21 protein-coding genes and 1 tRNA gene are annotated in these 21605 nt (G+C 70.9%); 15 read left to right on the top strand and 7 right to left on the bottom strand.

All coding sequences use genetic code 11. The features are described 5' to 3' along the window. Positions 1-13 precede the first annotated feature (13 nt). Positions 14-1225: an IS110 family RNA-guided transposase gene (locus PSED_RS06180; RefSeq protein ID WP_013673394.1), complete on the bottom strand. Its 1212-nt coding sequence runs from the start codon at positions 1223-1225 to the stop codon at positions 14-16. A gap of 223 nt (positions 1226-1448) precedes the next feature. Between PSED_RS06180 and PSED_RS06175 the strand changes: the two genes are divergently transcribed. Genes PSED_RS06175 through PSED_RS06155 form a run of 5 tightly spaced genes read left to right on the top strand, consistent with a single transcriptional unit; the run spans position 1449 to position 5487 of the window. Continuing rightward, positions 1449-2441, top strand: a complete 993-nt coding sequence (locus tag PSED_RS06175; RefSeq protein WP_013673393.1) for a hypothetical protein — start codon at positions 1449-1451, stop codon at positions 2439-2441. After that, the gene (locus PSED_RS06170) at positions 2434-3387 is read left to right on the top strand and encodes a DNA methyltransferase (RefSeq protein WP_143770373.1); all 954 of its coding nucleotides are present in this window, start codon (positions 2434-2436) and stop codon (positions 3385-3387) included. Before PSED_RS06175 ends, PSED_RS06170 begins: the two co-directional genes overlap by 8 nt. Continuing rightward, positions 3384-4178 (top strand): recombinase family protein, encoded by a 795-nt coding sequence (locus PSED_RS06165; protein ID WP_013673391.1) that lies wholly within the window; start codon positions 3384-3386, stop codon positions 4176-4178. The genes PSED_RS06170 and PSED_RS06165 overlap by 4 nt, the downstream gene beginning before the upstream one ends. Further along, positions 4175-4702: a VUT family protein gene (locus tag PSED_RS06160; RefSeq protein WP_013673390.1), complete on the top strand. Its 528-nt coding sequence runs from the start codon at positions 4175-4177 to the stop codon at positions 4700-4702. Before PSED_RS06165 ends, PSED_RS06160 begins: the two co-directional genes overlap by 4 nt. Continuing rightward, positions 4699-5487, top strand: coding sequence for a deazapurine DNA modification protein DpdA family protein (locus tag PSED_RS06155; protein ID WP_013673389.1), 789 nt, complete (start codon positions 4699-4701; stop codon positions 5485-5487). The genes PSED_RS06160 and PSED_RS06155 overlap by 4 nt, the downstream gene beginning before the upstream one ends. A gap of 29 nt (positions 5488-5516) precedes the next feature. Here the strand turns inward: PSED_RS06155 and PSED_RS06150 are convergent, their stop codons facing one another. Beyond that, the gene (locus PSED_RS06150; protein WP_013673388.1) at positions 5517-5795 is read right to left on the bottom strand and encodes a helix-turn-helix domain-containing protein; all 279 of its coding nucleotides are present in this window, start codon (positions 5793-5795) and stop codon (positions 5517-5519) included. Positions 5796-6261: 466 nt separating this feature from the next. Further along, complete coding sequence (locus PSED_RS06145) at positions 6262-6849, bottom strand: hypothetical protein (protein ID WP_041759331.1); 588 nt, start codon at positions 6847-6849, stop codon at positions 6262-6264. Between PSED_RS06145 and PSED_RS35600 the strand changes: the two genes are divergently transcribed. Both PSED_RS35600 and PSED_RS06135 read left to right on the top strand, forming a co-directional pair. After that, positions 6836-7342: a recombinase family protein gene (locus tag PSED_RS35600; RefSeq protein ID WP_158511296.1), complete on the top strand. Its 507-nt coding sequence runs from the start codon at positions 6836-6838 to the stop codon at positions 7340-7342. The two genes, PSED_RS06145 and PSED_RS35600, sit on opposite strands and share 14 nt — an antisense overlap. A 480-nt stretch (positions 7343-7822) precedes the next feature. Beyond that, on the top strand, positions 7823-9601 hold the full coding sequence (locus PSED_RS06135; protein ID WP_013673385.1) for a recombinase family protein: 1779 nt from the start codon (positions 7823-7825) through the stop codon (positions 9599-9601). Here PSED_RS06135 and PSED_RS06130 read toward each other — a convergent pair. Beyond that, positions 9567-9639, bottom strand: a tRNA-Ala gene (locus PSED_RS06130). The two genes, PSED_RS06135 and PSED_RS06130, sit on opposite strands and share 35 nt — an antisense overlap. A gap of 309 nt (positions 9640-9948) precedes the next feature. Here PSED_RS06130 and PSED_RS06125 point away from each other — a divergent pair. Continuing rightward, the gene (locus tag PSED_RS06125; protein WP_013673384.1) at positions 9949-11013 is read left to right on the top strand and encodes an IS110 family RNA-guided transposase; all 1065 of its coding nucleotides are present in this window, start codon (positions 9949-9951) and stop codon (positions 11011-11013) included. 14 nt (positions 11014-11027) lie between these two features. Beyond that, on the top strand, positions 11028-13010 hold the full coding sequence (locus PSED_RS06120) for a S9 family peptidase (RefSeq protein WP_013673383.1): 1983 nt from the start codon (positions 11028-11030) through the stop codon (positions 13008-13010). Between the two features lie 60 nt (positions 13011-13070). Here the strand turns inward: PSED_RS06120 and PSED_RS06115 are convergent, their stop codons facing one another. The 3 genes from PSED_RS06115 to PSED_RS06105 form a co-directional block, all read right to left on the bottom strand. After that, positions 13071-13826, bottom strand: coding sequence for a DsbA family protein (locus PSED_RS06115; protein WP_013673382.1), 756 nt, complete (start codon positions 13824-13826; stop codon positions 13071-13073). A gap of 1 nt (position 13827) precedes the next feature. After that, positions 13828-14328, bottom strand: coding sequence for a MauE/DoxX family redox-associated membrane protein (locus PSED_RS06110; protein WP_013673381.1), 501 nt, complete (start codon positions 14326-14328; stop codon positions 13828-13830). 186 nt (positions 14329-14514) lie between these two features. Further along, positions 14515-15399, bottom strand: a complete 885-nt coding sequence (locus PSED_RS06105) for an IS5 family transposase (RefSeq protein WP_013673184.1) — start codon at positions 15397-15399, stop codon at positions 14515-14517. Between the two features lie 154 nt (positions 15400-15553). Here PSED_RS06105 and PSED_RS06100 point away from each other — a divergent pair, with 154 nt between their 5' ends. The 6 genes from PSED_RS06100 to PSED_RS06075 all read left to right on the top strand — a co-directional run bounded on the left by PSED_RS06100 (position 15554) and on the right by PSED_RS06075 (position 21587). Beyond that, complete coding sequence (locus PSED_RS06100; RefSeq protein WP_013673380.1) at positions 15554-16276, top strand: VIT1/CCC1 transporter family protein; 723 nt, start codon at positions 15554-15556, stop codon at positions 16274-16276. Between the two features lie 75 nt (positions 16277-16351). Beyond that, positions 16352-17041 (top strand): GntR family transcriptional regulator, encoded by a 690-nt coding sequence (locus PSED_RS06095; RefSeq protein WP_013673379.1) that lies wholly within the window; start codon positions 16352-16354, stop codon positions 17039-17041. Between the two features lie 94 nt (positions 17042-17135). After that, entirely contained in the window at positions 17136-18488 is a 1353-nt protein-coding gene (atzF, locus tag PSED_RS06090; RefSeq protein WP_041760557.1) for an allophanate hydrolase, read from the top strand. Further along, positions 18485-19219: a biuret amidohydrolase gene (gene biuH / locus PSED_RS06085; protein ID WP_013673377.1), complete on the top strand. Its 735-nt coding sequence runs from the start codon at positions 18485-18487 to the stop codon at positions 19217-19219. The genes atzF and biuH overlap by 4 nt, the downstream gene beginning before the upstream one ends. After that, positions 19216-19902 (top strand): cysteine hydrolase family protein, encoded by a 687-nt coding sequence (locus tag PSED_RS06080; RefSeq protein ID WP_013673376.1) that lies wholly within the window; start codon positions 19216-19218, stop codon positions 19900-19902. Before biuH ends, PSED_RS06080 begins: the two co-directional genes overlap by 4 nt. Continuing rightward, positions 19899-21587 carry a permease family protein gene (locus PSED_RS06075; protein WP_013673375.1) on the top strand — a complete coding sequence of 563 codons (1689 nt, stop codon included), beginning with the start codon at positions 19899-19901 and terminating at the stop codon, positions 21585-21587. The genes PSED_RS06080 and PSED_RS06075 overlap by 4 nt, the downstream gene beginning before the upstream one ends. Positions 21588-21605: the final 18 nt, after the last annotated feature.

Below are 21605 nucleotides of genomic sequence, written 5' to 3'. Positions count from 1 at the left end.
CTGAATGACCGTGTCAAGCCGCAGCGGTAGCGGGTTGTGGCGCGGCTGGGGTGAAGGTCCGCCCGTCGCGCAGCAGGGCCCAGAGCACGTCCACCAGGCGGCGGGCCAGCGCCAGCAGCGCCTGGGTGTGTATCAGCCGCTCGCCGCGTTTCTTGTCGTAGAAAACCCTCGATGGACCGCTGACCTTGAGGCTGGACAGGGCTGCCATGTAGAACACACGGCGCAGTCGACGGTTGTAGCGCTTGGGACGACGGAGGTTTCCGGTGACGCGACCGGAGTCTTGCGGCACGGGAACGAGCCCGGCGTAGGAAGCCAGGCGCCCGGCCGTGGCGAAGGCGGCGAGGTTGCCGCCGGTGACCACGATGAACTCGGCACCGAGAATCGGTCCGAGGCCGGGCAGCGACTCGATGATCTCGGCGTGCGGATGTTCGCGGAACTGGCTGGTGATCAGCTTGTCGGTGTTCTTGATCCGCCGATCCAAGTCCAGCAGCTGCCGGGCCAGCCCGGCGATGAGCACTGCTGTGGTCGCCTCGCCGGGCAACCGCAAAGTCTGAGCCGCCGCAGCGGCTATCGCGGTCGCGGCCATCGCCGGGATGCCTTTGGCCCATGCTCCGTTCTCACGCAGGTACGCAGCCACACCGTCGGTGCCGGCGGTCCGGATCGACTCCGGGGTTTGGAAGCCGGTCAGCAGTACCAGGGCGCTGCGGGTGGAGTAGTCGAAGGACCGTTCCAGCGCAGGGAAGATTCCGGTCAGCAGCTCGCGCAGTCGGTTGACACCACGAACCCAGTCGGCCATCAGGTCTTCGCGATGCGCGGTCAGCCGGGTCAGCTCGATCACCAGATCATCGGTGGCGGTGATCGGCGTGAGGTCGGTGCGCATCCGGGCGGTCTCGGCGATCACCCGCGCGTCCTTGGCATCGGATTTCGCTTCGCCGCGGAACACCCCGGTCATGCGGTTCACCACCCGGCCTGGCACGTAGACCACCTGCTGCCCGGTCGCGATCAGAACTGCGACCAGCAGCGCCGCGGCGCTGCTGGTCAGATCGATCGCCCACCGCACTTCGCCGGCGGCCTGATGGGCACGAGCAACGAGGTGCTCGATCGCAGCCTGGTCGTTGGCGACCTTCTGCGAGAACACCACCTTGCCCGCCGGATCCATCACGCACGCGTGATGGGCCGCTTTCCCGACATCGACACCGACCCAGACCAGCGGCCGTTCTGTCACGTTCGTTCTCCCGATACTGCTGCTCAACCCCGTGGACAACCCCGCCAACAGGTCCCTAAACAGCGACGGTCCGCATCAGATCTGAATCAGTGGCCAGGGCGTCCAGAACGACGGGGCGGCCATTCTCCTCGAGCCACCTGACGGCAAACCCACGATCAGCCACACCCCATCGCCCTGGGCATTCAGGGCGATCCCCGAACAACATCAACCTTAGGGACCCGCGATGACCCCGACACACGGCAACGACTCACCGGGAGACGGCTCCCAGGAGCATGGCCCGACCGACCCGCCGACCATCCCGATCCCGCTCCCACAGAGGCGGCGAACACCGCGTCTGCGAGCCCTGCGCCTCACGCTGCGCCATCCGCGTCCGGTCCGGCCGAGCACCGTCTGGCCGTGCGCTCAGGACGACCTTCAGGAAGGCACCGGACTGCTCGCCAACTGGCTGCTGACCGCAGTCATCAAGCTCGTCACCACCTACACCCAGCCCGGCCAACGGGTCCTTCTGCTCGACCCCGCGCCCTACCTCGCGCCACCCGCGTCGTGGTCACCCACCGGGAGTCGCAGCCAGTCCCGGCCCGGCCCGTACGCCGGACTGCACGAAGCCGGCTGGACCGTGGTCCGACTCGGCCGCGGCGTCCAAACCCAGACCGCCGTCGCGCACCCCGACCCGGTCGACGAACCCGCCGATGCCGCGGCAGCCGAGTCCGAGTCCGGACCCCGACCGAACCCCGACAGTCCGACCATCGACCAGCCCGCCGGACCGTCGACAGGCCGCCGGACCGGATCCGATCCGACTGCAACCGGCGTCGGTCCGGACCGCTACGACCTCGTCATCACCGCGGCCGACCCGCGCACCCTCGACTGGTTCCGCCCCGCCGACTGGGCAGGCTTGCTCACCCCGACCGGCACCCTCGCCGTCATCACTCACGGTGACCGTTCCCGTGATCGACTCACCGACCCCGCCGGCTCGCTAGTGCGCGCCGCGCACCGCACTGGACTGCGCTACCTCGATCGCATCGCACTGCTGCGTGTCCCCGTCCGCGACGGCGCGCTCGCGGTCGCGACCCCCGCCCCGCACCCCCGGCCGCAGGGCCCAACGCCACCGCTCGCGACCCCCGCTCGGCACACCCAGGTGCATGACGACCTCCTGGTGTTCACCCGCCAGCCGGCCCTGACCGACTCCGCCGACGGGGAGGAGACCTCCGATGCCTGACCGTCCCACGTCGCCCTGGCCGCTCCCCCTACCGCCGGGGGAGGAGCCGCTGATGCCGCCGCTGTCGGTCTGGCCGACCGGCCAGCGTGACCCGCTCGCGCAACTGCGCGACGCCGGCTGCGTGCCCGGCACCGAGACCGACACCGAGCGGATTCCGCCCGCCGTCGCCGCCCACGCGATCGCCCTCTACTCCCGTCCCGGCGACCTCGTTCTCGACCCCGACTGCGGCGCGGGCACCGCCCTCGTGGAGGCGCTGCGCGCCGGCCGTCACGCGCTCGGACTGACCGCCCGCACCCGGTGGTGGACGCTCACTCGCGCCAACGTCACCGCCGCCAAGACCGCGGGCGCCTGGCGCGACGGCTCGGTCCTCGACGCCCGCCCGAAAGTCCTCGCGACCGTCCGAGCCGCCGGGTTGATCGGCCGAGTCGGACTCGTCCTGACCGCCCTGCGCACCGCGCCAGCCGACCCCAACACCCAGGCGAGCGGTCCGGACCGCGACCCGGTCGAGTCCGCCCTCGCTGACCTCGCCGCGACGCTGCTCTACTGCGAGCCGCTGCTGCGCTCCGGCGGGCACGTCGCCGTCATCGCGCGACCGTTCCGGCACCCGGACGGCTCGCTGGTTGACCTGACCAGTCGGCTCATCGCCGCCGCCACCGCGGCCGGGTTGGCGCCGGTCGAGCGGTGTATCGCGCTGACCGCCGGCCTGCGCGGCAGCCGATTGGTCACCCGAGCCTCGCTCGCCGAGCGTCGCGCTGCTGCCCGAGCCCGCGCCGCCGGTGCGCCGACCGCGCTGACGGCGCACCACGAGGTGCTCGTCTTCCAACTCGCCCACGACGCCGAACTCGCCGCCGCGACGGCAGCCGGCATCCCGTGGCCGACTGAGGACGACGTCATCCGGCCCGCCGTCAACGGCGTTACCTACCCCGGCTGGAGGCGAGCGGCATGACCACCCGCCTGTACTGCCGCGAGTGCGGCTGGCACCCCGAGTTCCGCCGCAAGCGCGCTGCCCTCCGTGCCGCCGCCCGGCACCAGTGCACTGGCACACCGGTGGCGGAGATCCGTCCACCGTGGTGGTCCCGATTGTGGACAAATCTGTGGACAACTAGGTCGGATGCATCCGTCATCGACACCGAAGACGGGGCGGTCGACCAGGCCGGTGACGACGTACTGGCCGACGCTCACGGCAACCGGATCCAGTGGGCTGCGCTCTCGGCGCACCACGCCGAGACCACTCGTCGCGCCCGCGCCGCGATGGTCGAACTCGTCCGGGCCGGCTACCAGATCGGGCCGCCGCCCTACGGCTACCGTGCCTTGCGCATCCGGGTCACCGACCCCAGCGGACACAGCAAACTGCGGGCGGTCCTCGTCCCGGACTGGCAGACCGCCGCGGTCGTCAAGCAGATCTTCATCTGGCGCGCCGACCGCGGCCTGACGTTCGCCGTCATCGCCGCACAGCTCAACAACGACCCCCGCCAGTACCCGGCTCCGGTGCCCAACGGGCGGTGGACCGCCAAGGCCGTCCGGCGGATCGTCACCAACGTCAAGTACACCGGGCGCCAGGTCTGGGCCCGCACCGTTGCCGGCCGCCCGGCACCGGTCGAGCAGTGGGTCACCTCGGCGCCGAAGGTGCACGAACCACTGGTTGACGAACGCACGTTCCACCGCGCCCAGCCCGGCGCCGCCGACAGTCCGCCTGATGCGGAGAACTCGGCCGATACCCGGCCGAGTGCTGCATGACCACCCGCCGGTGGCGCGTCGCCGCCGGGATCCTGGTCGCCGCGTACGCGGCGACGATCGCCGGAGCGAACTGGGCAACGACGCTCTGGCCGGCGGTGGCGGTGGCGGTGGCGGGCCTGCACGTTCCCGCAGGCTCGCTCCTCGCCGGGCTCGCGTTCACCGTCCGAGACCTTCTGCAGGACGCTGTCGGCGCCCGGACAACGCTGCTCGCGATCTGCCTCGGCGCGGCGTTGTCCGGCCTGGTCGCCGAGCCGCGCATCGCGCTTGCCAGCGCGGCGGCGTTCGCCGTCTCGGAACTGGTCGACCTCGCCGTCTACACCCCGCTGCGCGACCGGAGTCGCCTTGCCGCCGTGGGTGTGTCGAACGCGGTGGGATTGCTCGTCGACAGCCTGCTGTTCCTGCCGATGGCCTTCGGCTCGCTGACCTACCTCACCGGCCAACTCGTCGGGAAGACCGCCACCACGCTCTTGGCGGTCGCTGTGCTTGGTGTTGTCCGCGCTCGCCGGAGGGCGGTGCCAGCGTGAAGTTCTACCTCGGCGTCCACCAGCCCATCTGGCTGACCCGCGTGCCGGACATTCCCCTGCTGGTGTCGCACCGGCGGCTCGGCCACCGCCGCACCCTGCCCCGCGCCACCACGGAATGGGCCCTCGACTCCGGCGGCTTCACCGAGCTGCAGCTTCACGGGCGCTGGCAGATCGAGGAGAAGGACTACGTCCGGGCGGTCCGGCGCTACGCCGACGAGATCGGCAACCTCGCCTGGGCGGCGCCGCAAGACTGGATGTGCGAACAGCGCATCCTGAAACGCACCGGCTTGACGGTCCGCGAGCATCAACGGCGGACCGTGCGCAACCTCGTCCGCCTGCGGGAACTCGCGCCTGAACTCCCGTGGGTGCCGACGCTGCAAGGTTGGACTCTGTCGGACTACGAACGCTGCGCCGACCTCTACGAGCGGGCCGGGATCGACCTGGGCGCCGAGCCGCTCGTTGGGATCGGCACGGTGTGCCGGCGGCAGAGCAGCGCCGACGTCGAGCGCATCATGCGCGCCTTCGCCACGCGCGAGTTGAACCTGCACGGTTTCGGCATCAAGATCACCGGCCTTAGCCGGTACGCCGAAGCTCTCTCCAGTTCGGACTCGATGTCCTGGAGCATGCGCGGTCGATACGTACCCGGATGCGGTCCGAGCCATCGCACCGAGTCGAACTGTCTGCGCTTCGCGCTCAGCTGGTATCGGCAGATCCGAACCACGCTGGGGTCGGCAGGACTGTCCGCGGACAACGTGTCCCCGCAGGTATCGAGGAGGGCTGCGTGATGGCCGTCGCCGCGTCCGCAGCCGCGAGCTCACTGCTCGCCGCGGGACTCCGTGGTGTCCGGTTCGACGAGCGAGACATCGCGTGGCGTGTCGATCCCGAACAACTCGTTGGGCGTGCACCGCAGCGTCGTGCACAGCGCCTGCAAGGTAGCCACCTTCACCTGGATCGGCTGCTTCTTGATCAGCACGTCAACCGACTGGAGGGACAGTTCGAACCCAGCGCGCTGGATGAGGAGTTCGCGCAGCTGGGTCGCGGTCCAGACGTCGCGGGAGGCCATGACCTTCCGCAGCCGCCACTCGATCTCCACCCGCTGCCGCCCGTGTTCGTCGCTCCGAGGCGCTTCGCGCCGTCGCCAACCGACGCTCAGTGTCCCCGATGGCGACGAAGGCCGGCCGCCGCACGTCCGGCGTGTTCAGCAGCCACGCACGATCAACAGGCAAAGCATGAGCTATCCAGGCTGTACCAGATTTACTCAGGTGCTACCTTAGTTGAATGACAGACCTATCCCCGGTTCGGGAGAGAGGAGGTGCTTCGGCGCACGTCACGTTCATCGCCATGCCGACGCGCCGCCGTCCGCGGCCAGCGCCGGTAGAGATCTTCTGGACTCGCGTCGACCGCTCATCTCGCGCTGACGAGGTGACCCAGTACCCGTTCGGCCAGGCTCACGGTCCTGTCGAACGGCAAGAGTCCAGCACGGCCACGAGCGCCGGCCCCGCACACGTGCACTCGGGGAGTAGAGGCCCGTTGGTCGTGACAGCTTCGGCGGTCCCAGCTCATTCAACGCATGTCATGGTGCGTGCCCGCGTCGCCGCGAAACCCGCCTCGCGCGGACCGGCGACCGCAGGTGTCGGCGGCTGGGAGTGCCCGCTGTGTCGACGGTTCCTGTCGCCGACCAGCAGTCCCATGAACCCCCGCCAACCGCGGACTTCATGGGCACGAAGGGGGCGCTCATGTGCGCTCAACCTCGCACCCCTGACCAGCCCAACGACAACTGCGCCGACGTTCCTGCTCCGGCCAACCAGGAGCAGGAAAGCCCCATCAGTGCGCCGAACAGGCAACCCCGACGACGCGTTGGCGCGGGCCGAGCCGTGCGCAATGTGGTGGTGCGCGGCGTCCGCCGCGATCCACCCGACATGCACAAGCTCGCGCGTGTGGTCGCCAGCCTCGCAGCTGACTTGGTGCAGGCCGAAGCCGGCGAACAAACGCTGCCCGCCGAGCCAGGCACTGCGGGCGTCGACCACCGCGACCACCGCCGCGACGCGGCATGACGCCGCGCATTCGCGCTTGCGCAACGAACGCAACAGATCGAAGCCGCACGCCATCGACTCGAAAGGACGGTCCAGCACAATGCCGCCTGTCACTTGCGATCCCCGCAGTCCTCGCGACACACACCCGCGGGCTCGATGCTCGATACGCGTCGGTCTCTACCAGCGGTGGCCCACTCTCCGCGAAAGTGACCACCTGCAGACCTACGTCGCGTCTCAACCCGGTTGGTACATCGCTCTCCGCGGCAGCGATTACGCATCAGGCGGCACGCTGAAACGTCCAGGGCTGCAACGGATATTGGCAGCGGCCCGATCCGGTGACATCGACGTGCTCGTCGTCAATCACCTGTACAGCCTGTCCCGCAAGACGCAGCACCTCGCCTTCGTTCTCAGCGAGCTGACGTCCCGAGGCGTGCGGGTCGTCTCGGCCGCTGATCCCGCCCTCGACACAGAGACCGCGCACGGCCTCTTTCTCGTCCGCGTGGTGACTGCCGTCGCGGAGATCGAGCAGACCGGGGCAGTCGCAGATCGACGCGACCGTCGTCGGCACGAGCAGCGATCCGGCGACGAGTCGCCGCTCGCGGGCTAGCCGCAATCCCGCCGCGGCCCACTCCGCCGAACAACACCATCCAATCCGAACGACCCACAACGAGGTGTCATGACCAGCGCCTACGCCAACTCGGTCAACGAAGGTCAGCAGCGCTGTCCTGTCCCCACACAGCGACCGTCGGATGCCCCCGCGACCGACGCCCGAGCCGTGATCTACAGACGCGTGGCCTCCGACCGGGCCGAGAGCGAGCACAGCGTCACGGCCCAGCGTGAGGCATGTCTGCGCAGGGCCAGGGAACTGGGCTTGTCGGTCATCGACGAGTACGTCGCCCCACGCGCTCGACTCTGGCCCTGGCCGAAGTGCCAACCGTTCCGACGCATCCTCGCGCGGTTCCGCAGCCGGTGAGACACAGCAACCCGTCATTACTTCGCCGCTCGTCGGTAGCGCGCGATCCAGCCGCCAGGACCCACTCGCCGGTTGCCCGGTCCTCCGTCCAAACCGCCCCCAGAAGGAGGTGTCATGACCAGCGCTTATGCCGACTTCATCGATGAACTGCAGCAGGACGTCACCATCCCCATCCAGCCACCGATGGACGACCTTGCCCCCGGCACCCGCGCAGTGATCTACCTGCGCGTGTCCTCGACCGGGCAGGTCCGAACCGACTACAACCCGGAAGGCATCTCCATCCCGGCCCAACGGGAAGCGTGCCTTCGCAAGGCGCGCGAACTGGGCGTCACGGTCATCGACGAGTACGTCGAACCCGGACGCTCGGGAACGGAGATGACCAAACGCGAAGCATTCCAACAGATGCTCGCGCGGGTCCGCAGCCAGGGCGACGTCGACGTCATCATCATCTACCAGCTCTCGCGCATGGCGCGGAACCGCTACGACGACGCGATCGTCATGGCGGACTTGCGCAAGCGCGGCGTCACGCTGGTCTCGGCCACCGAGGCCATCGACGACACCCCCGTCGGCCAGCTGATGCACGGCATCCTGGCCACGTTCAACGAGTACCAATCCCGCCAGTCCGGTGCCGACATCGCCTACAAGATGGGCCAGAAGGCCCGCAACGGCGGCACACTCGGCCGCGCGAAGATCGGCTACCTCAACCACATCGACCACTCCGACGGCCGCGTGATCCGCACGATCATCGTCGACCCCGAACGGGCGCCCTTTGTCCAGCTGGGTTTCGAGCTCTTCGCTACCGGCGACTACACGCAAGAAGAGCTAGCTGACGAGCTCTACGACCGCGGCCTACGCACCAGGGCCACCCGGCGACACCCCGCCAAGAAGATCTCAGAGAACAAGATCTCGCAAATGCTGCGCGATCGCTACTACCTCGGATACGTCGAGTACGACGGCGAAGAAATCCAGGGGCGGCACGAGCCCCTCATCGACGAGGACCTCTTCGACACCGTCCAGGAGATCCTCGAATCTCGCATGACGGCACAAGAACGCCGTCGCGTCCACCACCACTACCTCAAGGGCTCGCTCTTCTGCGGACGCTGCCAACGCGACGGCATCAAGCGACGGATGATCATCCAACGCACCATCAACTCGAAGGGCGCCGAGTACCTGTACTTCTTCTGCCGCGGCCGGCAAAAGGGGCTGTGCCAAGCACCCCACGTCAACGTCACGCTCGTCGAGGACGCAGTTGAGCGCCACTACTCCGCGATTCGCTTCAGCCAGCCGTTCATCGCTGACATGCGCGACCAGATCGATGCCGTGCTCGGCGAGCAGGAAAAGTCCGCACGCCTACTGCGCAAGCAGATCACCGCACAGCTCAAGGAACTCGACACGAAGGAGGAGAACTTGATCGACCTCGCCGCCGACAGCACACTGCCTCGGACCAAGGTCAAGGAGAAGCTACGCGACATCGCCCGCGAACGCCGCCGGCTGGAGGAGCGCCTCGACACAGCCAACGCCGACCTCACCGACAGCGCTCAGCTCGTCAACGCCGGCCTTGCCCTCCTCAAACAGCCCGACCAGCTGTACCGACGCTGCAACGACCAACAGCGGCGCCTCCTCAACCAGGCGATCTTCCACGCCCTCTACATCGAGGACGACAAGATCACAGACGGTGAGCTCCGTGAGCCCTTCGGCGAGCTCCACGCCATCCAAGATCAGCGGGCCGGAGCAACCGGCGCGGAGGGTGCAAGCAAAAGGACCACCCGCGATGCGGGTGGTCCTTGCACGCCTTCAGGCGTCGCGGTCCTACTTCGTGGCCTTCATTCAGGCACTTGTTCTAGTAAGACCTCTAAGGTGGAGCTGAGGGGATTCGAACCCCTGACCCCTTGACTGCCAGTCAAGTGCGCTACCAGCTGCGCCACAGCCCCTTGCGATGAGAGAACCGTACACGGCCCCGGGAGCGCCCCTTCAACCGGGGGGCACCCCTCTCGCCTACGGTCGGGTCAGTGTCAGGGTGGGATTGCCGCTGTTGCGGTGGTTGGGATCCTGGCCGGTGGTGATCTGGCTCCTACGGTCGGTGCCGCCCCTGTGTGGGGTTGGAGGGCATGCGTTGTGCCGATCACCGCTGGTCAGGGCCGACCGGCGTGACTTGATAGGAGCGTGGCCGCGCCCCCACTGAGACGTGTCCGCCGGCCGGCCCAGCCGTCCCTCCGAGATGAGAAGAGGTGACGCCACCCATGGTGGTGCTGGGAGTCGACGTCCACAAGGACACCCACACGACGGTCGCGGTCGACGAGATCGGCCGCGAGATCGGGCAGAAGACCGTACCCGCCCGCGATCGCGGCCATGCCGCCTTGGTGCGCTGGGCCCGGGCACACCACCCGGGCGGGCGGATGTGGGCGATCGAGGACTGCCGCCACGTCTCGACCCGGCTGGAACGGGCGCTGCTGTCCGCGGGTGAGCGGGTGGTGCGGGTCCCGCCCAAGCTGATGGCCGGAGCCCGGGCCGCTGCCCGCACCCGGGGCAAGTCCGACCCGATCGACGCGCTGGCCATCGCCCGCGCCGCGCTGCGCGAGCCCGACCTGCCCGCCGCCGAGCACGACCGGACCTCGCGGGAGTTGAAGCTGCTGGTCGACCATCGTGAGGACCTCGTCGCCGAGCGGACCCGGATGCAGAACCGGGTGCGCTGGCACCTGCACGAGCTCGACCCCGACCTCGACATTCCCTCCCGCGGCCTGGACCGGCTGCGCGTGCTGGACCGGTTGCTGGCCTGGCTGGGCCAGCACCCTCCGGCGCCGCAGTCGCAGATGGTGGCGCGGATCGCCGCCGAGCTGCTGGCCGACATCCGCGCGGTCACGGTGCGGGTCAACGCGCTGGAGCGGGAGCTGTCACGGCTGGTCGAGCAGGTCGCGCCGCAGCTGCAGGCCGTGCCCGGGGTGGCCGGACTGACCGCGGCAAAAATCATTGGTGAGGTGGCGAACATGTCCCGGTTTCGGTCCGAGGCCTGTTTCGCCATGCACGCCGGCGTGGCGCCGATACCGGCATCGTCGGGGCGCACGAACCGTCACCGCCTCGCCCGCGGCGGGAACCGGCAGCTCAACGCTGCGCTACACCGGATCGCGGTCACCCAGGCCCGCCTGCCCGACACTCCCGGCCGCACCTACTACCAGCGACGGCTCGAGATGGGGAACACGAAGATGGAAGCCCTGCGCGCCCTCAAACGACGCCTCGCCCGCGTCGTGTTCAACCTCCTGCACACCACCACAAGCACAACGACCGGTCCCCAACCGGTCGCCGCTTGACATAGGAGCAACGGGTGCAGCCCGCCGACATCGCCCGGATCGCACAGATCTCCGATCCCCGGGTCTCGCCCGACGGCAGGCAGGTCGCCTTCGTCGTCACCCACGTCGACATGGCCGAGAACACCTACCGCAGCGGGGTGTGGCTCGCCGCGGCCGACGGGTCGTCACCGCCGCAGCCGTTCAGCGCAGGTGAGCACGGCGACGGGCAGCCCCGCTGGTCGCCCGACGGGCGCCGGCTCGCGTTCACGAGCCGGCGGGGCACCGACGAGCATCCGACGCTGCACGTCGCCCCCGTCGACGGGCCCGGGGAGGTCCGGACGATCTGCGAGCGGCCGGAGGCCATCGAGGACCCGGCGTGGTCGCCCGACGGCACGCGGATCGCGTTCACGTCGCGGGAGCGGACGGCGCGCTTCGACGAGCCCGAGGAGAAGGCGCGGCCGCCGCGGCGGATCGACCGGCTCGTCACGCGGCTCGACGGCGAGGGCTGGATCGTCGACCGGCCGCGCAGCGTGTTCGTCGTGGCCGTCGACGGATCGGGACCGCCGACGCTCGTCGCGGGCGGCCCGTACAACCACGGGGCGCCGTCCTGGTCGCCCGACAGCGCGACGATCGCCGTCACGGCCGACCGCACGCCCGACTGGGACCTCACGCCGATCCTGGCCGACGTCCTGCTGGTCGACCCCACGGGCGGCAGCGAGCCGCGGGCGCTCACGCGTCGGACGTTCGCGCACCGGCTGCCCTCCTGGTCGCCGGACGGCACGCGGATCGCCGTGCTGGCCGAGGACTCCCGGATCATCCACTCGCACACCCAGGTCGCGGTCGTCGACGTCGCGTCGGGCGAGGAGACGGTCCTGACCGCCGCGCTCGACCGGCAGTGTGCGCCGATGCCGGGAGCCCGACAGCCGGTCTGGGACGGCGACGACCTCGTCCTCAGCTGGGAGGACGCCGGCAACGTGCACGTCGGGCGGGTGCCGGCCACGGGCGGGGACGTCGCGACGGTCGTCGGCGGCGAGCTGTGGGTCACCGGCCACGACCTGGCGGGCGGGACGCTGGCGTTCACGGCCGCGACGGCGACCGCCCTGCCGGAGCTGTTCGTCCTCGACCGCGACGGCACCCGGCGGCGGCTCACAACGGCGGGCGACGCCTTTCACGCCGCGGTGCCCCCACGGGCGCCGGAGCACTTCACCGTCGGCTCCCCCGCCGGCGACGGCGAGATCGACGCCTGGCTGATGCGGCCGGCCGAACCGGCGGGCGAGCACACCCCCGTGCTGCTGTCCATCCACGGCGGCCCGATGACGCAGTACGGCAACTCCTGGTTCGACGAGTTCCAGATGTGGACGGGCGCGGGCTACGCCGTCGTCTACTGCAACCCGCACGGCTCGACGGGCGGCACGGAGGCCTGGGCCCGGGCGATCCGCGCGCCGGAGGCCGAGGAGTGGCCCGGCACGGGCTGGGGTGGCGTCGACGCCGATGACGTGCTCGCCGTCCTCGACGCGGCGCTGGCGGCGAACCCGGACCTCGACCCCGACCGTGTCGGCGTGCTCGGCGGCTCCTACGGCGGCTACCTGACGAGCTGGCTGATCGGGCACACCGACCGCTTCGTCGCCGCCTGCAGCGAGCGCGCGGTGAACAACCTGGAGTCGCTGGAGTGGGCGTCGGACGTGGCGGGGATGTTCCGCTTCGAGATCGGCGTCGACCACGTGCGCCATCCCGAGGTCTACCGGCGGATGTCGCCGATCACCTACGTCCGCGACGTCACGACGCCGGTGTTGATCCTGCACTCCGACGACGACCTGCGTTGCCCGGCCGACCAGGCCGACCAGCTGTTCGTCGCGCTGCGCCTGCTCGGGAAGCCGGTGGAGTACCACCGCTTCGCGGGCGAGAGCCACGCGCTGAGCCGCTCGGGCTCGCCGCGCCACCGGGTCCGGCGCGCGGAGCTGATCCTCGAGTGGTTCGCCCGCCACCTCGGGGGGCGCGCCCCCGAGACGCCCGCGTGAGCAGGCGCGCGCGACCCTCGTGAGTGGCGATGGTCGCTTCAGCGACCATCGCCGCTCACGTCACTTGCCGGCGATGGCGTTCGAGAGCCACTTGCTGTCGTTGAGGTCGATCTTGGTGCCGTTGACGAGGATCGTCGGGGTGCCGAACTGGCCGTTGGTCTGCAGCGCGGTGTTGGCGATCGACGCCTTGGTGGCGGCGGCGATGGCGGCGGCGTTGCCGTTGCCGGTGACGCACGACGACCAGTCGGCGTTCTTCGCGCCGAGGTCGGTGCCCTTCTGGACGAGCTGCTGCGCCGTGAGGCCTGCGCTCTTCTCCGCGGGCTGGTCGTCGTAGAGCGCCTTGTGGTACGCGGGCCAGATGTTCGCCGGGACGGCGCAGAGCGCGGCGTTGGCGGCGAGGGTCGAGTAGCCGGGCGGCGTGGTCTGGTTGTCGAGGATCGCGGTCGCGTGGTAGTTGACCTTGATCTTCCCGTCGTTGAGGGCGCTCGTGACGTCGTCGGCGTAGCGCGCCTCGAAGCGTTCGCAGACCGGGCAGAGGTAGTCCTCGTAGACGTCGACGGTGACCGGCGCGTCGGCCTTTCCCGCGGTGACGACCGTGCCGCTCGCGGCGACCGGGTAGCTCGGCTCCGTCGACTGCCGGTTCTGGATCACGAAGTACGCGACGACCGCCGCCACGACGACGACGGCCGCGACGACGATCAGCGCGATGCGGGTGCCGCCGGACGGACCGTGCTGCTTCGGCGTGATCCCCGCCGCGGCGAGCCGCTGGCTGGCCGCCTGCCGGCGCTGCTTCTCGCTGCGCGAGGCTCCTCCCACGTCAGACCCTCTCACTCGACCGGTGTCGCGGCTGCGTCCGGTTCTCCAGGCGCCCGTCGAGCGCGAACAACGTGCGTGGGCGGATCGTCAGCCACCCGGCGAGGATGAGGAACCCCGTGTCGCGCAGCAGCTCCGTGCCGTAGGCCGTCGCGTCGGGGGCGACCTGCCCGCCGCCGCCGAAGCAGCCGCAGTCGATCGAGAGCCCGCGCGCCCAGGCCTGCGAGACGCCGGCGATGTAGACGAGCAGCAGGACTCCGGAGAGCACCGCGACGGCGCGCGTGCCGACACCGATCAGCAACAGCACGCCGAGGGCGATCTCCAGCCAGGGCAGCACCGTGGCGACCGGCGACACGACGGCCGTCGGCAGCACGTCGTAGGCCTTGACCGCGATGTAGGTCTGGTCGGGATCGGCGACCTTGATCCCGCCGGACACCAACCAGACCGCGGCGAGCCCGAGACGCGCGAGCGTCCCGATGACGTCGAGGATCCGTCCACGCTCCACCCGATCAGAGTATCGGCGGATCCTGAGAGCCCGATGCGGGCACTCCGGCCCGAACGGGCCACCCCGATCGGGTCACGGCGTAGCCGGCGGCCTCCCGGTCGGGCACGGCGCCGCGATCCGCGCACCCGCGCGTCGGCCGCCCGCGACGCGGCGCAGCCCTCAGAGAGTGTTGTAGAACCTCGGTGGTCAGTCTTTGAGGTCTTCTGCTAGTCGGCGGGCGGCTTCCTTCTCAATGTCACTGCGGGGAGCGGGGAGTTCCTCACCGGCGAGGCGGGCGGCCATCAGCCGGATCATCGCGAACTTGATCATCGCCTCGGCGTGGGCAGTCTTGCGTTCGTAGTCCCGGGCCAACCGTCTACACCTCGTCAACCAGCCGAAGGTTCTCTCGACCACCCACCGGCGGGGCAGCACCTGGAACCCTTTCACGTCGGCGTTACGCGGCACCGCGACCACCTCCAGCCCCTCACTGCGCCGGGCCCAACCGACCAGGCCCGCGTCCACCGAGTTGACATAACCGCCGTCGACCCACACCAACCCGAGCAGCGGGAACCGGGCCCGGGCACCGGACAGCATCAACCGGGCCCCGGCCCGGTCCTGCACCGACGCCGAGTGCACCACCACGTGCAGCACCAGGCCCAGGGTGTCGACCAGCAGGTGGCGCTTGCGGCCCCGGACGCGTTTACCGGCGTCGTAGCCGATCTGTTCACCGCCCTCGCTGGACCTCGCCGACTGGGAGTCCAGCACCGCCGCCGAGGGCTGCGGGTCACGCCCGTCGGCGATGCGGACCCGCTCACGCAGCACCTCGTGGACCCGGTCCCAGGTGCCGTCGCGGGTCCAGGCCCGAAACCACTGGTAGGCGATGCTCCACGGGGCCAGATCGTGCGGGACCAGCCGCCAAGCGCACCCGCTGACCAGCACATAAGAGATCGTGTCGATGATCAACCGGCGGGAGTGCACGTACGGGCGTCCGCCCAACACCGCCGCCGGGCGGGGCAGCAACGGCTCGATCAACACCCACTGGGCGTCGGTCACCGAGGAGTCATACGCCGGTTTGCAGGTACAGACACACACCCGACCGGATGATCAACAGGTCCGGGCGACTACTACGGCCGCCACGCCGAGTGATCACCAGGTTTCACAACACTCTCTCAGGCGTGCCTGCCCCGACCGGAGGGCAGCCTCGCTTCGGTCCATCGTGGACGAACTCGCGAGGTACCGTGCAGCCATGTCCGTGCCTGCCGACGAGGCCGCCGAACACGCCCACGACCACCGGCACGCCGACGTCTCCGGCGGCTGGCTGCGCGCCGCCGTCTTCGGGGCGATGGACGGGCTCGTCACGAACATCGCCCTGGTCGCGGGCGTCGGCGGCGGTGGCGTCGACCGCGAGGGCATCATCCTGACCGGCGTCGCGGGGCTCGTCGCGGGCGCGTTCTCGATGGCGCTCGGCGAGTACGCCTCGGTCAGCGCGCAGAACGACGCGGTGCGGGCGGAGGTCGCCGTCGAGCGCGAGGAGCTGCGCCGGCACCCGAACGCCGAGCGGGCCGAGCTCGTCGCGCGCTACCGGGAGATGGGGCTGTCGCAGGCCACCGCGGAGGCCGTCGCGACCGAGCTGCACGCGGATCCCGAGCTCGAGCTGAGGCTGCACGTCACGCAGGAGGTCGGGATCGACCCCGACGAGGCGCCGTCGCCGTGGGTGGCGGCGGGGTCGTCGTTCCTGTGCTTCGCCGTCGGCGGGGTGATCCCGCTGCTGTCCTTCCTGTTCGGGTCGTCGTCCCTGTGGCTGGGGCTGGCCGTCGGGGCGCTCGGGTTGTTCGTCGCCGGGGCGCTGACCTCGCGGTTCACCGCGCGCTCGTGGTGGGGAGCCGGGCTCCGGCAGCTGATGTTCGGCGCGATCGCGGCGGGCGCGACGTTCCTGGTCGGGTCGCTGATCGGTGTGGCGACGAACTGATCCCGGGGCGGTGGCGCATCCCGTCTGACACCCTGGACCCCGTCAGCCCCGCGTCGACCGCCCCGGAGGCCAGCCGTGACCGCCCAGCCCGAGCTCACCGACCTCGGTGCGCTCGGCGCCCGGAGCCTCGTCGAGCTCGCCGTCGTCCGACTGCGCGCGGAGATCCTCAGCGGCTCCCTCGCCCCGGGCGAACGGCTCGTCGAGGAGCAGCTGACCCGCCGCTTCGGCACCAGCCGGGCCCCGCTGCGCGAGGCGTTGCGGCTGCTCGGGCAGCAGGGCCTCGTCGAGCACCTGCCGCGGCGCGGCGTCCGGGTGGCCAGCCTGTCGGCCCGCGACATCGACGAGCTGTTCGGACTGCGCGACGTCCTCGAACGGTTCGCGGTCGACCTCGCGCTCGGTGACGGTCCGCCGCCGGCCGAGCGGCTCGCGGTTCTCGAACGCGCCACCGAGAAGGTCGAGCGGGCCACCGCTGCGGGCGAGACGCTCGACCAGGCCGAGGCCCACCGGGAGTTCCATCTCGCGTTGGTCGGACTCGCCGGGCACCAGCACCTGCTGCGCGTCTACGAGCCGGTGATCCTCCAGCTGCAGCTCTACATGGCGACGAACATGCGCCGCGAGGCCGAGGTCCGGCCCGCGTCGTCGGGCGCGCAGCGGCACCGCCGGCTGTACGAGGCGGTGGCGAGCGGCGATCGCGCGTCCGTCCTCGACGCCCTCGGGGCACACGGCGCCCGCGCCTACCTGACCCCCGAGCTCGAGGCCGACTGACGTCGTCGCGCCTCCTGAGCGACCCGCCGGAGGCGTCACACGGTCGTAACCGTCCACGACGGTGCTCGACACCAAACGGTCGACAATCGACAAGGTGCCGACAGAGACCACCGCCGTCCCGACCGGGATCGCCGCCCTCCTCGCGGGCTATCGCGAGGGCGGGCTGCAGGTGCGCACCACCGTGGAGGCGCTGCTGGAGCGCATCGCCGCCCGCGGCGAGGACGGGGTGTGGATCAGCGTGGCGAGCGCGTCGACCCTGCGCGCCCGCGCCGCAGAGCTCGACGCCCGCGGCGCCGCCGGGCTCCCCCTGTTCGGCGTCCCGGTCGCCGTCAAGGACAACATCGACGTCGCCGGCCTGCCCACGACGGCCGCCTGCCCCGCGTTCGCCCGCGTCCCCGATCGCGACGCCGGGGCCGTCCGACGGCTGCGCGACGCAGGAGCGCTCGTCGTCGGCAAGACGAACCTCGACCAGTTCGCGACCGGGCTGACCGGCCAACGATCGCCCTACGGCGGCTGCGAGAGCGTCTTCGGCGGGGACCTGATCTCCGGCGGATCGAGCTCGGGCAGCGCGGTCGCCGTCGCCGCGGGCCTGGTGCCCGTCGCGCTCGGCACCGACACGGCGGGCTCCGGCCGGGTCCCCGCCGCGCTCAACGGGATCGTCGGGCTCAAGCCGACACGAGGACTCATCGGGACCTCGGGTGTCGTGCCCGCGTGCCGGTCGCTGGACTGCGTCAGCGTCTTCACCACGGACCTCGGCGACGCCGCGTCCGTCCTCGCCGTCCTCGCGGGCCCGGACCCCGACGATCCCTGGTCCCGGACCGGCGTGCCACTGCCGCCCGTCGCCGCGCCGAGGCTCGCCCTGCCCGCCGACCTCGGCCCCGCCGACGGTCTCGACCAGGCGATGGGCGCGAGGTTCGACGAGGTGGCGTCCGTCGCGGCGGGGCGGGCGGCCGGGGTCGTGCACACGCCTGTCGACGCGCTGCGCGAGGCCGGCGACCTGCTCTACGACGGCCCCTGGGTCGCCGAACGGCTCGCCGCGCTCACCGGGTTCCTCGCCGACCATCGCGACGACGTCCTGCCCGTCACCCGGGCCGTGATCGAGCGCGGGAGCGGCTACGACGCCGTCGCCACCTTCCGTGCGCGGCACCGGCTCCAGGAGCTGAGGGCGTGGTGCCGCGGCCTCTTCGTGCGCGCCGACGTCCTGCTGCTGCCCACCGTCCCGACGACGTTCACCCGCGCCGAGATCGCCGCGGACCCGGTGGGACGCAACGCGGTGCTCGGCCGCTACACGCAGTTCACGAACCTGCTCGACCTCGCCGCCGTCGCCGTGCCCGCCGGGTTCACCGCCGACGGCCGGCCCTGCGGGGTGACCCTCGTCGGCCCCGCGTTCTCCGAGACCCGGCTGCTGGCCGCAGCCGCCGCGCTCGTCCCTGTGGAGGTTCCATGACAGTCAGCCCACACGTCGCCACGGACACGCGCACCGCGACCATCGGACCGGTCGCGGCCCGCCCCTACGCCTGGCCGTACGACGGTGCCGTCCCCGCGTCGAGAACCGCGCTGATCTGCATCGACTGGCAGGTCGACTTCTGCGGACCGGGCGGCTACGTCGACCGGATGGGGTACGACATCGCCCTGACCAGACGGGGGCTCGGCCCGACCGCACGGCTGCTGGCACACGCCCGCGAGACCGGGATGCTCGTGATCCACACCCGGGAGGGCCACGCGCCGGACCTGTCGGACCTGCCGGCGAACAAGCGCTGGCGCTCACGCCAGATCGGGGCCGAGATCGGCTCCGCGGGCCCCGCCGGACGCATCCTGGTCCGCGGCGAACCGGGCTGGGAGATCGTCCCCGAGGTCGCGCCGGTCCCCGGAGAGGTGCTGATCGACAAGCCGGGGAAGGGTGCGTTCTACGCGACGCAGCTCGACCTGGTCCTGCGCAGCAACGGGATCACCCACATCCTGCTGACCGGGATCACGACCGACGTCTGCGTGCACACGACGATGCGCGAGGCCAACGACCGCGGCTACGAGTGCCTGATCCTCTCGGACTGCACCGGGGCCACCGACCCGTCCAACCACGACGCCGCCCTGCACATGGTGACCATGCAGGGCGGGGTCTTCGGCGCCGTCGGCACCGCCGACGCCGTCGTCGAGGCGACCAGCTGGAGCACCACGTGAGAGTCCCCGTGCAGGTCGACGCGAGCCCGGCGCCGTTCACCTTCGACCCCGCCACCACCGCGCTGGTGGTCATCGACATGCAGCGCGACTTCTGCGAGCCCGGCGGGTTCGGCGAGACCCTCGGCAACGACGTGTCGTTGCTGCGCAGCGTCATCCCGCCGCTGCAGCAGGTCCTCGCGACCGCCCGCGAGCTGGGCATGACCGTGATCCACACCCGGGAGGGCCACGTCCCGGACCTGTCGGACTGCCCGCCCGCGAAGCTCAACCGGGGCAACCCCTCGCTGCGGATCGGCGACCCCGGCCCGAAGGGCCGGATCCTCGTCCGCGGCGAGTACGGGCACGACATCGTCGACGAGCTGGCGCCCGCACGGGGCGAGCTCGTGATCGACAAACCCGGCAAGGGGTCGTTCCACGGCACCACGTTCGGCGCGGAGCTCGAGGCCCGGAACATCCGGTCGCTCGTCGTCACGGGCGTGACCACCGAGGTCTGCGTGCACACCACCGTCCGGGAGGCCAACGACCGCGGCTACGAGTGCCTGGTGCTGTCGGACTGCACCGGCTCGTACTTCCCGGAGTTCCACCGCGTCGCACTGGAGATGGTCGCCGCGCAGGGCGGCATCTTCGGCTGGGTCGCGCCGTCCACCGCCCTGTTCGACGCCCTCGTGAAGGAGTCCGCCGCGTGAGCGAGACCAGCGAACCCACGGTGCAGCCGATCACGCTGTCGTGGTGGGTGTCCGGTGACACCAACGCGTTCTTCGGCCTCGGGTTCAACACCCTGGTCAACGTCCTGACCCTGTCCGGGCTCTGCCTCGCGGTGGTCAACATCCCGGGTTCGGACGTGTTCGGGGTGATCCTCCCGGCCCTCGGCGTCCAGCTGTTGATCGGCAACGTCTACTACACCTACCTCGCGCGACGGCTGGCCCGCCGCGAGGGGCGCACCGACGTCTGCGCGATGCCCTACGGGCCGTCGGTGCCGCACATGTTCATCGTCGTCTTCGTCATCATGCTGCCGGTCTACCTGCAGACGAAGAATCCGCTGACGGCCTGGGCCGCCGGGCTGGCCTGGTCGTTCATCATCGGTGTGATCGTGCTGCTCGGCGCGTTCGTCGGGCCGTTCATCCGCCGGTACACACCGCAGGCGGCGATGCTCGGGACCCTGGCCGGGGTGTCGATCGCGTTCATCTCCATGCGGCCCGCGGCGCAGATGTGGGAGGCGCTGTGGATCGCGCTCCCGGTCATGGTGATCATTCTGATCGGGTTCTTCACCGACCTCCGGCTCCCGGGGAACATCCCGGTCGGGCTCGCGGCGCTGCTGGTCGGCACCGCGATCGGCTGGATCGGCGGGTACATGTCCGCGCCCGACGTCGTGACGGCCGCGAAGGACGTCGCGCTCTCGCTGCCCACCGCGGACCTCGGCCGGCTCGGCGACGGGCTCGCCGACGTCGCGCCCCTGCTCGCGACGGCCATCCCGCTGGGCATCTACAACTTCACCGAGGGCATGACGAACATCGAGTCCGCCGCGGTCGCGGGCGACGAGTACAACATGCGGGCGATCCTCGCCGCCGACGGCACCGGCGCCATCGTCGGCTCCGTCCTGGGCTGCCCGTTCCCGCCCGCGGTCTACATCGGGCACCCCGGCTGGAAGGCCGCGGGCGGCCGGACGACGTACTCGCTCGCGTCGGGCGTCGTCATCGCGCTGATGTGCTTCCTCGGGCTGTTCGGGCTGCTCGGGGCCATCCTGCCGACACCCGCGATCGTGCCGATCCTGCTCTACATCGGCCTGCTCATCGGCGCCCAGGCGTTCCAGGAGACACCGCGCCGGCACGCGGTGGCCGTCGTCATCGCGATCATCCCGAACATCGCGTCGTGGGCGGCGGGGTTGATGGACAACGCCCTGTCCGCGGCGGGGACGTCGGCCGCCCAGGTCGGCGACGAGGCGCTCACCAACGCCGGGCTCGTCTACCACGGGACGGTGCTGCTCGGCGGCGGCGCCATCCTCGCCGGCCTCGTGCTCGGGTCGATCACGGCCTTCGTCATCGACAAGAACTTCTTCGCCGCGGCGGCCTACTCCGCGATCGGGGCCGTGGTCGGCTTCTTCGGGCTGATCCACGCACCACAGGTGGGGTGGAACGTCGGCGGCCAGATCGCGCTGGGCTATCTCTTCGCGGCCGTCGTGCTGGGCGTGTTCGGCCTGGTCGTCCGGCGACGCGGCGTCGGTGGCGACGGGGTGCGCACGGACCAGCCCGTCGCGGCCGACCTCGTCGGCGCCGAGCCGGGCGAGGGCGTGCCGACGCCGCGCCACGCCGCGGAACCCGCGGCGGCCCCGATCGACCTGTCCGACGGCCCCGGCCGGCCCGCGACGGCGTAACGGCCCGTGAGTGGCGGT

The sequence above is a fragment of the Pseudonocardia benzenivorans CB1190 genome, from assembly GCF_000196675.2.
GTDB lineage: Bacteria > Actinomycetota > Actinomycetes > Mycobacteriales > Pseudonocardiaceae > Pseudonocardia > Pseudonocardia benzenivorans.
This window is presented reverse-complemented; position numbering and strand designations above follow the sequence as displayed.

Coding starts and splice junctions, on each gene's coding strand:
- PSED_RS06100 (WP_013673380.1), top strand. CDS start 15,554: ATGTCCGTGCCTGCCGACGAGGCCGCCGAACACGCCCACGACCACCGG.
- PSED_RS35600 (WP_158511296.1), top strand. CDS start 6,836: ATGCCGCCTGTCACTTGCGATCCCCGCAGTCCTCGCGACACACACCCG.
- PSED_RS06135 (WP_013673385.1), top strand. CDS start 7,823: ATGACCAGCGCTTATGCCGACTTCATCGATGAACTGCAGCAGGACGTC.
- PSED_RS06175 (WP_013673393.1), top strand. CDS start 1,449: ATGACCCCGACACACGGCAACGACTCACCGGGAGACGGCTCCCAGGAG.
- PSED_RS06165 (WP_013673391.1), top strand. CDS start 3,384: ATGACCACCCGCCTGTACTGCCGCGAGTGCGGCTGGCACCCCGAGTTC.
- PSED_RS06160 (WP_013673390.1), top strand. CDS start 4,175: ATGACCACCCGCCGGTGGCGCGTCGCCGCCGGGATCCTGGTCGCCGCG.
- PSED_RS06125 (WP_013673384.1), top strand. CDS start 9,949: ATGGTGGTGCTGGGAGTCGACGTCCACAAGGACACCCACACGACGGTC.
- biuH (WP_013673377.1), top strand. CDS start 18,485: ATGACAGTCAGCCCACACGTCGCCACGGACACGCGCACCGCGACCATC.
- PSED_RS06170 (WP_143770373.1), top strand. CDS start 2,434: ATGCCTGACCGTCCCACGTCGCCCTGGCCGCTCCCCCTACCGCCGGGG.